At 63.3% G+C, this 14919-nt stretch carries 13 protein-coding genes; 1 reads left to right on the forward strand and 12 read right to left on the reverse strand.

Going from position 1 to position 14919, the window contains the following annotated elements:
* Positions 1 to 5: 5 nt before the first annotated feature.
* The 12 genes from VES88_18810 to alr all read right to left on the reverse strand — a co-directional run bounded on the left by VES88_18810 (position 6) and on the right by alr (position 14069).
* Positions 6 to 1616: a methylmalonyl-CoA mutase family protein gene (locus VES88_18810; protein HYN83535.1), complete on the reverse strand. Its 1611-nt coding sequence runs from the start codon at positions 1614 to 1616 to the stop codon at positions 6 to 8.
* Positions 1613 to 2650: a class 1 fructose-bisphosphatase gene (fbp, locus tag VES88_18815; protein HYN83536.1), complete on the reverse strand. Its 1038-nt coding sequence runs from the start codon at positions 2648 to 2650 to the stop codon at positions 1613 to 1615. Before fbp ends, VES88_18810 begins: the two co-directional genes overlap by 4 nt.
* Entirely contained in the window at positions 2651 to 3052 is a 402-nt protein-coding gene (locus VES88_18820) for a DUF4157 domain-containing protein (GenBank protein HYN83537.1), read from the reverse strand.
* A complete protein-coding gene (locus VES88_18825; protein HYN83538.1) occupies positions 3019 to 5016 on the reverse strand; it encodes a DNA internalization-related competence protein ComEC/Rec2 in 1998 nt (665 codons plus the stop codon). Before VES88_18825 ends, VES88_18820 begins: the two co-directional genes overlap by 34 nt.
* A 114-nt stretch (positions 5017 to 5130) precedes the next feature.
* Positions 5131 to 6471, reverse strand: coding sequence for a tRNA (N6-isopentenyl adenosine(37)-C2)-methylthiotransferase MiaB (gene miaB, locus VES88_18830; GenBank protein HYN83539.1), 1341 nt, complete (start codon positions 6469 to 6471; stop codon positions 5131 to 5133).
* Complete coding sequence (locus tag VES88_18835) at positions 6468 to 7718, reverse strand: MiaB/RimO family radical SAM methylthiotransferase (GenBank protein ID HYN83540.1); 1251 nt, start codon at positions 7716 to 7718, stop codon at positions 6468 to 6470. Before VES88_18835 ends, miaB begins: the two co-directional genes overlap by 4 nt.
* Complete coding sequence (locus tag VES88_18840; protein HYN83541.1) at positions 7715 to 8944, reverse strand: ATP-binding protein; 1230 nt, start codon at positions 8942 to 8944, stop codon at positions 7715 to 7717. The genes VES88_18835 and VES88_18840 overlap by 4 nt, the downstream gene beginning before the upstream one ends.
* A gap of 3 nt (positions 8945 to 8947) precedes the next feature.
* Positions 8948 to 10114 (reverse strand): hypothetical protein, encoded by a 1167-nt coding sequence (locus VES88_18845; protein HYN83542.1) that lies wholly within the window; start codon positions 10112 to 10114, stop codon positions 8948 to 8950.
* The gene (locus tag VES88_18850) at positions 10111 to 11364 is read right to left on the reverse strand and encodes a hypothetical protein (protein ID HYN83543.1); all 1254 of its coding nucleotides are present in this window, start codon (positions 11362 to 11364) and stop codon (positions 10111 to 10113) included. Before VES88_18850 ends, VES88_18845 begins: the two co-directional genes overlap by 4 nt.
* Entirely contained in the window at positions 11364 to 11780 is a 417-nt protein-coding gene (locus VES88_18855) for a cytidine deaminase (GenBank protein ID HYN83544.1), read from the reverse strand. The genes VES88_18850 and VES88_18855 overlap by 1 nt, the downstream gene beginning before the upstream one ends.
* Positions 11777 to 12994 (reverse strand): phosphopentomutase, encoded by a 1218-nt coding sequence (locus VES88_18860; GenBank protein HYN83545.1) that lies wholly within the window; start codon positions 12992 to 12994, stop codon positions 11777 to 11779. The genes VES88_18855 and VES88_18860 overlap by 4 nt, the downstream gene beginning before the upstream one ends.
* The gene (gene alr, locus VES88_18865; GenBank protein HYN83546.1) at positions 12987 to 14069 is read right to left on the reverse strand and encodes an alanine racemase; all 1083 of its coding nucleotides are present in this window, start codon (positions 14067 to 14069) and stop codon (positions 12987 to 12989) included. The genes VES88_18860 and alr overlap by 8 nt, the downstream gene beginning before the upstream one ends.
* A 67-nt stretch (positions 14070 to 14136) precedes the next feature.
* Between alr and mazG the strand changes: the two genes are divergently transcribed.
* Positions 14137 to 14919 (forward strand): nucleoside triphosphate pyrophosphohydrolase, encoded by a 783-nt coding sequence (gene mazG, locus VES88_18870; protein ID HYN83547.1) that lies wholly within the window; start codon positions 14137 to 14139, stop codon positions 14917 to 14919.

The following is a 14919-nucleotide window of genomic DNA, read 5'->3' on the forward strand; positions in this document are numbered from 1 at the left end:
AAGGCCTATGCCGCGGGGTCGTGTGTCCCGAAACTTTCTCGCAACTTGTCCGAGATTTCGCCGGCGGTTGCGCGCGCGCGGACTGCATCGATCACGCGCTCCATGATGTTCGATTCGTGTCCGCCGGAAGAGCAGAGCGTGTCCGCCGAAGCGCCCAATGCGACAAGCGCCCGGTCGACGGCCCCCTTGTAGCGCCGTTTTCTCACGTCAGCGAGGGAAGCCGCCTGGTCCGCCTCGAGACTCGTGTAATCCGGACCGGGCACGGGGGGCTCGGGAGCCGCATCGGTGAACCGGTTGACTCCGACGACTGGTGTCGCGCCACTCTCCACGCGGAGCTGATGCTCGTAAGCGCTGCGGGCGATCTCTTCCTGAAAGAATCCACTCGCTATCGCCGCCTCGGCCCCGCCCAGGGCATCGGATCGCGCAATCAGCTCGAGAGCCCGCTTCTCCACTTCGTCGGTGAGAGCCTCGACGTAATAGCTGCCGCCGAGCGGGTCGGCCGTATTCGGAACTCCCGACTCGTAGGCGATGATCTGCTGCGTTCGTAACGCCAGCGTCGCCGCTCCGGCGGTCGGCAGCGCCAGTGCTTCGTCGAATCCGTTCGTGTGCAGAGACTGCGTTCCACCGAGGGTGGCGGCCAGCGCCTGGACAGCGACCCGAACGACGTTATTCAACGGCTGCTGCGCAGTCAGCGTGACTCCCCCGGTCTGCACATGAAACCGCATGCGGCAGCTCGCGTCAGCAGCTCGAAAACGGTCCCGCATGATGCGCGCATACATCCGGCGCGCCGCGCGGAATTTCGCAATCTCCTCGAACAGATCGTTGTGAGCTGCAAAGAAGAAGGACAGTCGCGGGGCGAACTCGTCTACCTTCAAGCCTGCCTCGATTGCCCGTGAGACGTACTCGATCGTATTCGCCAACGTGAAAGCGAGCTCCTGCACCGCGGTTGCTCCAGCTTCGCGAATGTGGTAGCCGGAAATGGAAATTGGATTCCATCCCGGGAGCTCTGCCGCAGAGAATCGGAATACCTCGGCAATGAGACGGAGACTCGGCTCGGGCGGGTAGATGTACGTGCCGCGTGCGATGTACTCCTTCAGGATATCGTTCTGAATCGTCCCGCTGAGCTTGTCCCTCGGGATTCCGCGCTCTTCCGCGACGACTATGTACATCGCCAGAAGCGTGGCGGCAGTCGCATTGATCGTCATCGAGGTCGACACGCGCGCGAGATCGATCTGGTCGAGCAATACGTGCATGTCCTCGACGGTGTCGATCGCCACTCCGGCCCGACCTACTTCGCCGTACGCCCGCGGAGAATCGGAGTCGAGCCCCATCTGTGTCGGAAGGTCGAACGCTACGGACAATCCGGTCTGCCCGGCTATGAGAAGGTGGCGGAAGCGCTCGTTCGTCTCGCGCGCCGTGCCGAATCCGGCGTACTGCCGCATGGTCCACAGGCGGCCGCGGTACATGTCGGGCTGAATGCCGCGCGTGAACGGAAAAACGGCCGGATCGCCGAGCGTAGTCGCGTAGTCGCGAGGGGGCTCCTCGGGACGATAAACCGGCTGGAGCGAAATCCCCGACGGAGAGCTTTTCTCGGCGGGCTCGCCGCCCCGCGTCATCGGGCCGCTAGAGGCCGCTTTTCCGCCACCGCTCCGCCGAGCATCGTCTGCGCAATCTCGACGTCTGACTTGCTGCCGATGTACAGCGGAGTTCTCTGGTGAAGATCGGTCGGGTCGATGTCGAGAATCCGGCGCGTCCCGTCGATCGCAGCTCCTCCGGCCTGCTCGACGATGAAGGAGAGGGGATTCGCCTCGTACAGGAGTCTGAGCTTTCCGCGCGTGCTCTTTTCGTTCGCCGGATACGCGAACACCCCACCGCCAAGGAGATTGCGGTGGAAATCGGCGACCAGCGAGCCAACGTAGCGCACGCTCATCGGCTTCCGCTCGCCGTCGAGCCCGCGGTAGCGCCGCATCAACGCTCTTACGTCCTCGTCCCAGAGCGGCTCGTACGAATCATTCACGGAGAGATAGCGGCCTGTTTTCGGAATCCGAATATCGGGGTGCGACAGCAGGAATTCGCCGATGGAAGGATCGAGCGTAAAGCCGTGGGCGCCCTGACCCGTGGTGTACACGAGCATCGTGCTCGAGCCGTAAATCACGTAGCCGGCCGCCACCTGCCGGCGCCCTGGCTGAAGCATGTCTTCCATCTCGCCACGCGTGCCGCGCGTGATCTTCCGAACCACCGAGAAGATTGTTCCGACGGGAACGTTGACATCGATGTTCGACGAGCCGTCGAGAGGGTCGAAAAGGAGGCAGTACTTGCCACAGCGGAATCGTTCCGGAATGCCGATGATCCCCGGCTCTTCCTCTGACGCCATCGCGCACAATCGACCGCTGTGGTCGACTGCCTTGATTATGATCTCATTGGCGATCACATCCAGCTTCGCCTGAATCTCTCCCTGGACATTCATGTCCTCAGTGGCGCCGAGGATATCCGCGAGGCCCGCGCTGCGGACCTTGTTGGCGATCATCTTGGCGGCCAGAGCCATGTCGTACAGGATGCCGGAAAGCTCGCCGGTGGCTTCCGGATGGAGTTTTTCCTGCTCGATGATGAACCGCTCGATCGTGACGACCGATGTGGCAGTATGCTTCACTTAGGCTTCCTCGTCGGGAGGTGTGCGAACTGTCTGCGCAAGCCGGCGCGCGGCATACGTTCGCGCATCCACCTCGTAGCGGTTGAGGTGATATCCCCGTCGTATGCTCTCCCAAATGTAACGCAGCGGAAAACTCCTGCGCTCCCGAAACTGCTCTACGTGCCTTAGCTCGTGTAGCAGCAGCGGAGCGTCTATTGCGGTGCGCGGCCCGAAGAAGATCGTATGGCCCAGCGTAACGGCCGCAACGGCGGTCTGCCCGATGACCCAGCCGGCGAGTCGCGGCGCAAGTCCCCCGCGACGAAGCCGCATCTGAGCGAGCTCGGGGTACTTCCGAAGCAGCTCGTCCGGCATCTGCATCGCCTCACCAATCAGTGTGCTGCCGATGCGGGTGAGATATCCCATCGCTGGCCTTCCGCCTCCAGAGTGATGGCACGGCCATCGGTTCTCACGATGATAGTGCCGCGCTGATCAGTACGCACGACTTGCGCCCCTACGCGCCTCAGCGCGGCGAGGACATCAGCGCTCGGATGGCCGTAGATGTTGTCAGCCCCTACGGAAATGATTGCCGCAGATGGCTGAACCGCCGCGAGAAACGCCTCGCTGCTGCTGGTCGAGCTGCCGTGGTGCCCGACCTTCAGCACGTCTGCAGCAAGTTCGTCGCGAGCGTGTTCGAGAAGCCAGCCCTCCTCCGCCTCCTCCGCATCGCCCACCAGAAGAAATCGCACAGAACCGTGTCGGATGAGGGCGATAGTGCTCGCTTCATTTGGGTCGACCAGGGACGCGGTCCATGCGGAATCGGGTGCCAGAAACTCGACCGTGACTCCGTCGATGGCGAAGCGATCGCTCGGGTGGACACGCTGCCATCGCACGCCCGCTTCACGCGCCGCGCGCAGTGATCGATCGTATACGCGACTCCCCTGCGGAAACGCCGCATCCCAGAAAGTGCGCGGCCGAAGCGCCGAGAATACGCTCGCTGCGCCGCCGACGTGATCGGAGTGAGCGTGTGAGAGCACGAACGATTCGAGCACGCCACCGCGTCTCATCACGTATGGGATGATGGTCGAACGCCCAGCGTCGCCGCCTTCCCACATCCTTCCGGCATCGATGAGCACCCATCGGCCGCGATCCGTACGCAGCAGAACCGCGTCTCCCTGCCCTACGTCCAGCACGTGCATCTCGACCCATCCGGAGTATGGCAGATGGACCAATGGCGCCCAGGCCACTACGGCGAAGGCCGTCGCCGATACCACCAGTGGCTTTGCCGGATGTCTCGCGAGAACGGCAACCAGAAGGGCCGCGATCGCGACGCCGCCGGAAACGACCGTGACGAACGTGGGCGTTACCGCAATCGAGCTTCCAGGAAGAGCCGCCGCGGCGGCCGCGATACCATCGAACACTATCATCAGAGGATGCGCGGCTGCGGCGAAAAACCGCGCAATCACCGGAAAAGGAGCAAACAGGAGGGCAAGAAACAAAGTCGGCTGGAGCACAGCGATCACCGGACCGGCAGCAAGATTCGCGAGGGGCGCAACGACACTCAGTCGTCCGAAATACCACGCGACGAGCGGAGCGCTGACGATGCTCGCGACAACTGATGTCAGCAGCTCGCGGCCGACTGTGAGACGAATACCGGAGAGCCGCGGCGCGAGGAAGCGACGAGCGAGAACGCCGCTGGCGATCAGGCCGGCGATTCCAACGACACTGAGCTGGTAGCCAAGGTCGAGAACCGTTCGGGGCTGCACGAGTGGAGCGAACGCACCGACAGCCCACGAGGCCCACGGCGACGTAGGGCGCTGCCACGCGGCGGATGCGCCGCCCATTGCAAGCATCGCGGCCGAGCGGACCGCAGGCGGCGGCGCGCCGATTACGGCGACATAGATCGCGATGACGATGAGAGAGACCAACGCCGCCAGCGAAGGTGGGAACCGCGCAAGACGAAGGAGGAGCAACAGTGCGCCGGCGATGATGGCGACGTGCAGCCCGGAAATGGAAAGCATGTGGATTATTCCGGCGCGCGCGTAGCGATCGCGCATCTCCGGCGGTATCTGGTGCTGGTCGGCGATGAGAAGAGCCTTCGCCATTTTCGCGTCGCGGCCGAACACTTTGTCGATCGACTCCGACGCGCGGGCGCGCGCCCGGCCGAGAGTCGTAGCCTCCTGTCGCTCGGATTCGGCTGCCCGCTCGTGGCGCGTGAGGCGTTTCGCCGGAACGGCCGAGAGCAGTGCGATGACGGTGCCGCCAACCGTGAGCAGACCAATTGCTCCGAGCGTAGCATCGCGCCGATGCAGGCCGTAGATGGCGCAACAGATTGCTCCCGCCGCTGCCAATAGCGCAGCGCCGGAGAAGCCGGCGAGAAGTCCGGCCACGAAGGAGAGATACGCCGACGTGATGAGCGGCAGGAGGCGCTTCCAGGAGCTTGCCGCTCGACTGTAGCGCCGCCAACGCGAAATGCGCGAACCCGCGCATCCCGCGAATGTTCTTTAGACCGCCATCGGCAGCGGAGCTCTCTCGCGTACCGGCACGCCGGTGAACGTCGAGCCCGTGGTCCCGGTGAGCTCGACCGTTGCGTAACTGCCGATCATGCTCGGCTCGCCGGGTATTATGACGGTCTTGAAATCGCGCGTCCGGGCCTGCAGCAACCCTCCGCGCCGCGCTTCCTTTTCGATCAGCACTTCGCGCCGCTGCCCGAGCTGGCGGAGATTTCGATCCCTGACTCCGGACCGGACCGTGTCGATAAGGCGGGCGAGTCGCTCGCCGGCAACTTCATCCGGTACAGTCTCGCTGGGAGGAAAACGCGTTGCCGGAGTACCCTCGCGCAGAGAGAACTTGAACGTGAAGGCATCCTCAAACCCCACTTCGCGCACCGCGCTCAGCGTTGCCTCGAAGTCGTCGTCCGTTTCGCCCGGGAATCCGACGATCACATCCGTCGTCAGAGCCAGACCGGGAATGGCAGCGCGCAGACGCGCGACACACTCGAGGTATTTCTCCCGCGTATAGCGACGGAGCATCCGCTTCAGCACCACCGAGGAGCCGGATTGCATCGGGAGATGAACGTGCTCGCACACCGCATCGGTGTCAGCCATCGCGGCCACCACGCGGTCGCTGAAATCATTGGGGTGAGGACTGGTGAAGCGAAGTCGTCTCAGGCCACCGACCGCGCCGACCGCACGCAGCAGATCGGCGAAATCGTACCTGCCGTCGTTGTACGAGTTCACGGTCTGACCGAGGAGAACAACCTCCGTCATGCCTTCGGCGACCACGGTCTTCGTCTCGCGCACCACATCTTCGAGTCTGCGACTTCGCTCCGGACCGCGAGTCGTCGGTACAATGCAGTAGGTGCACCGGTAATCGCACCCGCGCTGGACCGGAATCCACGCCTTCACGCTATCAAAGCGGCGCGCGGAGAAATCCTCGTAGTGCTCTTCGAGATCGAAGTCCGTAGAGCTCGTACGCGCACCCCGTCGCGCGTTCTCGATAAGCAGGGGCAGCGCGCGATAACCATCGGGGCCGATGACCAGGCTCACATGGCTCGCTCGCTGGAGGATCTGCGGGCCAAGCCGTTGAGCCATGCATCCGGTTACGCCGAGCACGGCCCCGCGCTTCATCCTGCTCTTCATCTCGCCAAGCCTGCCAATCACACGCTGCTCGGCGTGCTCGCGGATGGCGCAAGTGTTGACGAGAATGACGTCGGCGGTCTCAGGTACATCCACCGGCCGATAACCGGACGCAGCGAGCTTTCCAAGCATGAGCTCGGAGTCGCTGACATTCATCTGGCACCCGTAGGTCTCGATGTAAACGGTGGATTCGACCGTCGGCTTCATGCTTCCAAACTACCAGTGGTCGTGGCAGTAAGCGTCGCGTTTCTGACGAAGAGTTTCGCGGCAAACCGATCGCGCCTGCGTATTCCAGGGCTTGCTATTGCGACCGAGAGATGATCCTCGGTCAGTCCATCCTGTGCGGAAATGGCCACGACATCGGCCGTACCGTCCGCCCGCAAGTTCCTGTAATCAGCGGACTTATGCCTGCTGAGCTCACGTAATTCCGAGCACCTGCGATCGATGTCGGTCGATGCAACCTCCCCTCGGAGCCGTGACGCCGCCGCGCCCGGACGAGCCGAGTAGGGGAAGACGTGCAAGGAGGTGAATGGGAGCCGCTCGATGAGTGCGCGAGTCTGATGATGGTCTTCTTCGGCTTCTCCGGGAAACCCGCAGATCACATCGGCGCCCAGCCCGAAGACACGTCGCGAGCCGACGATGCGCTCGATGCGGGCTTCGTACGTCCTCGCTGTATACCAATGGCGGCCCATTCGCCTGAGCACGCGATCAGACCCCGATTGCAGCGGCGCGTGGAGGTAGGGCGCCAATCGGGCAGGATCGGCCAGGAGCTCGAGAAGACGGTCGTCGACTTCAGTTGCCTCGAGCGAAGACAATCGGAATCGAACTAGCGGGATAGCCTTGATGAGCGCCTCGACGAGGAGAGAGAGTGAGCTTCCTGTGTCTGTCCCGTACGAGCCGATGTGAATTCCAGTCAGAACTATCTCAGGATGGGACTCGGCGAGAAGCTGTGCCTCAGCCACGAGCTCGTGCAGCGAACGCGAACGGTTGGAACCTCGTGCAAGCGTCGTCGCGCAGAACGTGCAATGCTCGTCGCACCCGTCCTGTATCCGGAGGAGCGCACGCGCCCCCGTCTGCGTCCGCGCGCCACTCGGCGATGGCGCGTTTCGCAAGCCGAGTGTCGCTGCAATCATGTTTAGATTTGCGCCGGCGACCGTATCCGATACTGTCGGGAGAGTGCGGAGAGGCGCGATGCGCTCGTCGCGAATCGACAGCCCCGGTGCACATCCCATCACGACGGTGCGCAGCGAAGGGTTGGAGCGCGCAGCCCGCCGAACTCCTTTCCGAAGCTCAGCCTCGGCTGCGGCCGTAACGGAGCAGCTGTTGAAGATCGCTATGTCCGCGTCTTCGGCGTCGTCGACTTCGCCAGCTCCGGCTGAAAGCAGCATCGCACGAACTGCCTCGCTGTCGTACTGATTGGCGCGGCAGCCGTATGTTCGCAGCAGAAACCTCATGCGGACGACGAAGCGGCCGTGACGGCCGGGCGCTCAGAGCTGATCATGTCGCTCGCTGCCGAGTCGGGGCGTCCTGCAGGCCGCAGTGGAAGCTGGACATAAAACGAGCTTCCCTCCCCCTCTCGACTCATCACCCAGATCATTCCGCCGTGCAGGTCGACAACCAGCTTGCAAAAAGTCAGTCCCAGTCCGGAGCTCCGGACTCGTGGCGCTTGCGAGCCCGCCACCTGCCCGAATTTTCTGAAGATCACCTCATGGTACTCGGGCGGAATTCCGGGGCCGTTATCGGTCACGGCGAACAGGACGCCGTCGCGCGTCTTCCGTGCGCTCAGTGACAGCGTGATCGCACTCGATGAATGCGTGACAGCATTCTGAATGAGATTCCAGAACACGCGCTTCAATAACGCCTTGTCGGCCTCGAACACCGGCGTGTCGTCGTCCACGCTGAGCGACGCCTTCGTGCCTTCCTGCAGGAAGCGGTGACTCCACTCATGCAGCAGCTCGGCGAGCAGCGCCGCCGGTGCAATCTGTGTGTAGCTCAGACTGATCGCGGCCTCTTCGATTCGCGCGACTTCGAGTATGTCCTCGATCAGAGCGAGCAGGTCCTCGGATTTCTCCTCGGCGGCGCCAATCGCCTGTCGCTGCGAATCGCTCAGAGCCCCGAAATCGCCGTCACCCAGCATCTCCAGCGTCGCCAGAACCGCGGTAAGCGGGCTCTTCAGATCATGCACGATCATCTTCATGAGATCGTCGCGCACTTTCTCGAGCTCGCGCAGCTTGCGATAGCTGTTCTCGAGCGCATCGGTAGCGGCCTTCAGCTTGAGCAGGCTGCGGACGCGCGCGCCGAGTACGAGACGATTGTGAGGCTTGGTGAGGAAATCGTCGCCGCCCGCCTCGATCCCCTTTACACGGTCACCAGTGTCGTTGAGAGCAGTGACGAATATCACCGGAATACGCGCTGTCCTGGAGTCGCGCTTGATGCGCCGGCAAACCTCGAAGCCGGTTGACCGTGTGTCGACGCCAAGATCGCCGGCCGGCATCGACACGTCGAGAATGCACAGATCAGGGCTGTGCTCGAAGCATGCGGCGAGCGCGGAGGGACCATCCTCCGCTGCGATCGTGCGATACCCGAGCGTGTTGAGCTGGTCGAACAGGAGCTCTACGTTTGCCGGAACGTCATCGGCCACGAGGATCAGTGGCGAGGAACCTGCGCCCGGCTCGGTCATCCGTTACGGCCGAACGCGCAGGCCGAAGCTGAGAGTGAAAGCGCGCTCGCGGACTGAGCCCACCGCGCCCGTCGCCGCCTCGGCGGAGCGCCATGCATGCTGTACAGTGACGTCGAACGCCGCGCGGTTTCTCGAGAATTGCGCGCCAAGTCCGCCTGAAACCGAGGTTTCACGCACTTCGCCGCCCGCAGCGAGAAACGGGAGCGTCCGATAGCGGCCGCCGAGGCGTATGAGAACCACGCGCTCCAGAATCCGCGGACCCGTGGCCTCGATTCCCGCGCCGGCGTCCCACGCGTCAACCGCTCTCGCTTCTTCCGAGCCAAGCCCATTCATCGCCGACCATTGATCCCGCGCCACCTGCGCACCAAGCGTTGCGCCGCTGATTCCTTCATAGGAGATGCCAATTCCATACCTGTCAGGAACGCTGGCTGACGCGACGACCGTGTCGCCGGATTGCGCCTCGAGGCCGCCACCTTTGCGCCCGGATATGCCGATGGCAAGCGAGGCCGCCGGGCGAATGATCGCGCCGGCCGAGATGCCGAATCCCGTGTAGCTGATATCCGATACCTGTTGGACAGGTGTGAAGCGAAGACTGTCCGGAAATGTCTGCTGAAACGATAGCCGATTGCGACCAACGAATACGTGTGCGCCCACGCCGATCTGAAGCAATCGGCTGGGAATCCATCCAGCCGCAAGACGCACATCGTTGATCGCTCCGATGCTGGTCACGGTCTCAGTCAGAAGCGCCATTTCGCCCGCGATGTCCTCCTCGCGCGTGGTCGTCGTTGCCCACGAGCGGTCGAGCAGCGTCGAAACCGAGAGAGCAACACTTCCCCGGCTACTCACCGGAAGCGATGCGACGGCCAGCGGGAACCGCGAGACCATCGAACGCTGCGTCTCGCTCCCTGAGGAAAATCGGCGGAACTCCGGCTCGTACTGGAGAAAGAGCACGGGCTCGGACATAGACGCGATAGAAGCCGGGTTCACCGCCGTCTGCGGATCGAATTGCGCCAAACCTCCCCCGGTCCCCAGCGCTCGAGTGCTGAATTCTCCCGGGGGATAGCCAAATCCCTGGGTCGTGAGCGCACCCTGGGCTCGGACAGAGCCCGTCGCCACGATAGTGAGTCCCGCAAAGAGCGACGCAACACGAATCAGGCGCGCGCGAATCATGGTAGGCCTCGAGATTTTCTTGTCGAGTAGCTGATGCGCAGGCGAGGTCGAAGCTCTGGAGCAGCCTCGATCGAAAAAAATCTGGCCTGAATGGGAGCCTGTCCTTCGGTAGTGCTCACGAGAACCAATGCGCGAGGCGTCTGATCCGGGTTCTGAGAGCGCCAAAGCGCAATGACCTGCGCCACCTCGAGCGTTTTGAGTCCGCTGTCGGCAGGCGAAATCTTGAGCGTGTCGAGCGTCGTGCCCGCCGTGATCTGCGCGGCCCGCGCGATGTCAGTCACGGATTTGGCCGCGAGCGAGACGTTCGCAAGCACACGAACGGTATCTCCAACCTCGCCAGACCTATCGGGACGCTGAGTGAGGAGCAGCGTTGCGCGCACGATCTGCGCGGTGTCGCCGATGAAACTGGGCACATCGAACCGCATGTACACCCGGCGGGCGGGCAGCCCGCCCACGTTCAGGGCCTCGGGCGGACCCGGCGGCGGGCCTTTCACGAGTAGCGTGTAGTCGGAAAGACTGAAGGCGATGGTCGCCTGATTAGTTGGCGTTTTCGACGACGGCCCCATGATGATCGGCCGCACCGTGGTGTCCTTGTCGGCGCGGAAATAGAGCTGCGCCCCGCCGCCGGCCTCGACCGAGAAAATCCGGAATTGAATCGATCCTTGTCCGGAAGCACGCAGGCCGATCCGCAGTCGCTGCCCACGCCTCGCCACGATTGCCGGACCCGGAATTTCGATATTGATCGAATCCTTGAAGTCAGCCGGGGCGAACGTCTTCGAAGCGATGAGACGATCGGGCGTAAAGAGTGCGGCGACGGCGCTCGTCAAAGAATCCGGAGCGTCCGTGTTGACGTCATAAGCCTGGACGAGAATAGGCCCCGGAAGCTTAGCGCCGACGGTGTCGACTCTCAGGCGGAGGCGAGCGCTGTCCACGACGGATATCTGCGGTGTGTCCGTCGGGGACTTGATGTACCTCTCGGGGATCGAATCGAATCTGATTACCGCGCGCGAATCGACCGAGTCGCCACGTGAGGCGAGGAGCATCGAGAGCTCGGTACCCAGGCCGGTTGCAGCGGAGACTGACGTATCGAGAACGACGGGATCGATGGTGATCGTCTCGATGATTCCCTGCTGATTCGAGCAGAGATCAGGACAGCCGGCGCTCGTGTCGAGAGTCTCGGTGCAGGCTGCGGCTATGCCGATCATCGAAAGCATGCCGGCAGCGCGAGCTCCGGCAGAAAAAAATCGCACTACGGCCTTCCACGTAAATGGTTCATGTCGAACGCCTCGGGAAGCAGCTCCGCCAGATGCCAGGTTGCCAGCTTGCCGTTGCGCGCATAACTGCGGATGAGCAAGTCAGGAGCGAACTCGCTCATTGTCTGCCTGCATGACCCGCACGGTGGTGATGGCTCGTCCGACTCACTCGCGATGGCAATCTCCTCGAATTTCGTGAGGCCCTGTGCGACGGCCGCGGCCACCGCCACTCGCTCTGCGCACAGCGCCTCGCCGTATGCGGCGTTCTCGACGTTGCATCCGGCCACGATTTCGCCGCTCGACGCCAGGATCGCGGCGCCGACGCGAAAGCGCGAATACGGCGCGTAAGCGTTCTCCATCGCGGCGAAGGCTGCGTCTCGCAGCCGGTCGCCGCTCGTACCGCTGTCGCTCACCACGCGCGCAGCTCGGAGAGAAACGAGCTTCCCGCCCCCCGATATGAGACACCAAGCCACTCCCCGACAGTTGCGCCCAGATCTGAAAAGGTTCCGCGGATGCCGAGGTCGGTGGGCCGGACCACTGGCCCGATGGCTAGCAGAGGAACTCTTTCGCGCGCGTGGTCGGTCGATGGGGTCGTCGGGTCGTTGCCGTGGTCAGCGGTGATGAAAAGCAGGTCGTCCTCTTTGAGTGGGGAGATGAGCGAGGGCAGTGCGCGGTCGAACTCGCGGAGCGCCTGATAGAACCCCTCAGCATCGTTTCGGTGCCCGTACAGCTGGTCGAAATCTACTAGGTTGGCAAACAGGAGCCCACTATCGTCCCCCCTGAGCCACGCGCGAATGGCGTCGATTCCTTCCGCGTTCGACGAGGTGTGCCGTGACACGATCGAACGTCGCGCAAAGAGATCGTCGATCTTGCCGACTCCCGCGCGGGCTATTCCGGCCGCGGCCAGTGCATCCAGAAGGGTCTCTTCCGGCGGATCGATCGAGAAGTCGCGGCGGTTCGGGGTCCGCTCGAAAAATCCCGGGACGCCCAGGAACGGACGAGCGATCACGCGCGAGACGTCGTGCGGTGAAACGAGAATCCTGCGAGCGTTTTCCGACGCTCGATACAGCTCCTCGAGCGGCACGATCTCCTCGTGAGCCGCAATCTGAAAAACGGAATCGGCCGAAGTGTAGACGATCCAGTCCCCGGTCCGCATGTGCTCTGCGCCAAGAGCGTCGATGATCTCCGTCCCGCTCGCAACCTGGTTGCCCAGTATTCCACGCCCGGTGATTTCGGAAAAATGCGCCAGAACCTCGGCGGGAAATCCGTCCGGATATGTGGGGAACGGTCGCGTTATGTGAACTCCCGCGATCTCCCAGTGGCCGGCGGTGCTGTCCTTGCCCGCCGAAGCGGGGTTCATTCGTCCCCAGGCACCGAGCGCGTGATCTGTCGGCTCTACGCCGTCGATGATCGCCATGTTGCCCAGCCCGCATGCGGCGAGACTCGGCAGGTCGAGACCACCAAGCGCGGTGGCGATGTGGCCGAGCGTGTCGCTGCCCGCGTCGCCGTAGTCGGCGGCGTCGGGTGCATCACCGATTCCGACGCCGTCCAGCACGATGATCGCCGCGCGCTTCATCGAGTCGTTCCGCCCCACCGGCCGCGCAGCCGAGACGCGCGATTCACTCATCGATGTAGTAGCGGTCGAGCCGCGACCCGAGGCCGGTCATGAGCTCATAGTAGGACATCTCCGCCAGACCGCCGAGCTCACCGATGCCAATGTGCGGGCCGCTGCCAGCAGACCCGATCAGAGTGACCTCGTCGCCCGCCTGACACTCGGAATCGGTAACGTCGAGCATGATCATGTCCATCGTCACCAATCCGACTACTGGCAGCGTGCCATCCGGCGTGACGGCCCATCCACGATTGCTGAGCGATCGCGGATATCCGTCCGCATAACCCATCGGGATCGTCGCAATCCTCCGTCGTGACAGTGCCTCATAAGTCGCGTCGTAGCTCACGGTGTCACCTGGCTCTATCCAGCGCGTCTCGACGATTCGCGCGCGAACGTGCACAACCGGCTCCGGATCGAGCGCCGGCCCTGCGGCGCTCCCCACACCGTACAGGTAGATGCCCGGCCGAACAGCGTCCCATTCCGAGCGTCCGTGTCTGACGATTGCGGCGCTCGCGTCCGTATGCAGGCACGCGGGCCGCGCCGGGAGAGTGGCGATCGCTTCGCGAAAGCGCTGCTCCTGCTTCGCCATCGAGCCGTCATCGAGCTCGGCCGAATGGAAGTGCGTGAACGCCCCGGCCGGTGGATGTCGCTCGACGATCGCGCGAAGCGAACCTGTTTCGCGCCATTGAACTCCCGCGCGAGACATGCCTGTATCGATCGAGAGGTGCCACTCGCTGCGATCTCCCTCCTGGCACCATTTCTCGATCTCATCCGCGGTCCCCAGTGTCGGTGTCAGCGCGAGCTGGCGTGCTGCAGCGTATTCGTCCGTGAGCAGCGGTGTAAACACAATGAGTGGCCGCGTGATTCCCGCCCGCCTGAGCGCTCGCCCTTCGGCGATCGTGGCGATGCCGTACGCATACGGATCGAGTGCCTCCAGCGCTTTGGCCACAGGCTCGGCGCCAAGTCCGTAAGCGTCGGCTTTGATCATAGGTATGAGCGGGACGCCCGCGCGAGATTGGGCTGTGCGCGCGTTGCGCACAATCGCTCCGACGTCGACGTCCATCCACGCGCGGTCTGGTCTGTGGATCATTGGCGAGTCGAAGAGATGCCCTCTAGAATTCCATTCACAGCGCGCAATCTAGCAAAGCAGGAGCCGCATGCACGACAAGGTCACACTCAACGATGCCCTCGAGCTGATGCGCGATCTCCGGCGCCGATGCGAATGGGACGCGGCGCAGACTCACGAGTCGCTGCGACCGTATCTGATCGAAGAAGCGCACGAGCTCGACGAAGCGATCAGGAACGGCAGCTCGACATTGATGAAGGAAGAGCTCGGGGACCTGCTCCTGCAGGTTCTGTTTCATTCTGTAATCGCGGAAGAGCGCGGCGAATTCGGCGCGAACGAGGTCGCCCACGCGCTGATCACCAAGATGCGCGGCCGTCACCCGCATCTGTTCGACGGCGAAGGCGCGCGTGAGACGTGGGAGCGCATGAAGGCGAAGAAGCGCGAGTCGATTGCCGACGGTTTGCCTGCGTCGCTGCCACCATTGCACCGCGCGCACAGGCTGCAGGACAGGGCGGCGGGGCTGGGCTTCGACTGGCCGGATGTCAGCGGTCCGGCAGCCAAAGTGGAAGAGGAGCTTTCCGAAGTCCGCGAGCAGCTTGAAGGGCGCCCCGCGCTGGCTGCGGGTGCGGCGCCAACGCTAGATCCCGATCATGCCCTTCTTGAAGCCGAGCTCGGCGATCTGTTGTTCGCGTGCGTGAATCTTTGCCGGAAGGCCGGTGTCCACGCGTCGCTGGCGCTCGATCGCGCGAACTCGAAGTTCGAGCAGCGCTTCAGGAATATCGAGGCGATGTGCCGCGAGCGCGGCATCGAGATTGGCGAAGCGGGCCTCGAGCAGCTCGACGCGCTATGGGAAGAAACGAAAAGCGCCGAGTGA

It is taken from the genome of Gemmatimonadaceae bacterium (assembly GCA_035633115.1).
Taxonomy (GTDB): Bacteria; Gemmatimonadota; Gemmatimonadetes; order Gemmatimonadales; family Gemmatimonadaceae; genus UBA4720.

What these genes read in the sequence shown, in the direction of transcription:
- VES88_18840 (HYN83541.1), bottom strand. Translation starts at nt 8,944, where the DNA reads ATGACCGAGCCGGGCGCAGGTTCCTCGCCACTGATCCTCGTGGCCGAT.
- mazG (HYN83547.1), top strand. Translation starts at nt 14,137, where the DNA reads ATGCACGACAAGGTCACACTCAACGATGCCCTCGAGCTGATGCGCGAT.
- VES88_18820 (HYN83537.1), bottom strand. Translation starts at nt 3,052, where the DNA reads ATGGGATATCTCACCCGCATCGGCAGCACACTGATTGGTGAGGCGATG.
- VES88_18810 (HYN83535.1), bottom strand. Translation starts at nt 1,616, where the DNA reads ATGACGCGGGGCGGCGAGCCCGCCGAGAAAAGCTCTCCGTCGGGGATT.
- miaB (HYN83539.1), bottom strand. Translation starts at nt 6,471, where the DNA reads ATGAAGCCGACGGTCGAATCCACCGTTTACATCGAGACCTACGGGTGC.
- VES88_18835 (HYN83540.1), bottom strand. Translation starts at nt 7,718, where the DNA reads ATGAGGTTTCTGCTGCGAACATACGGCTGCCGCGCCAATCAGTACGAC.
- VES88_18860 (HYN83545.1), bottom strand. Translation starts at nt 12,994, where the DNA reads ATGAGTGAATCGCGCGTCTCGGCTGCGCGGCCGGTGGGGCGGAACGAC.
- alr (HYN83546.1), bottom strand. Translation starts at nt 14,069, where the DNA reads ATGATCCACAGACCAGACCGCGCGTGGATGGACGTCGACGTCGGAGCG.
- VES88_18845 (HYN83542.1), bottom strand. Translation starts at nt 10,114, where the DNA reads ATGATTCGCGCGCGCCTGATTCGTGTTGCGTCGCTCTTTGCGGGACTC.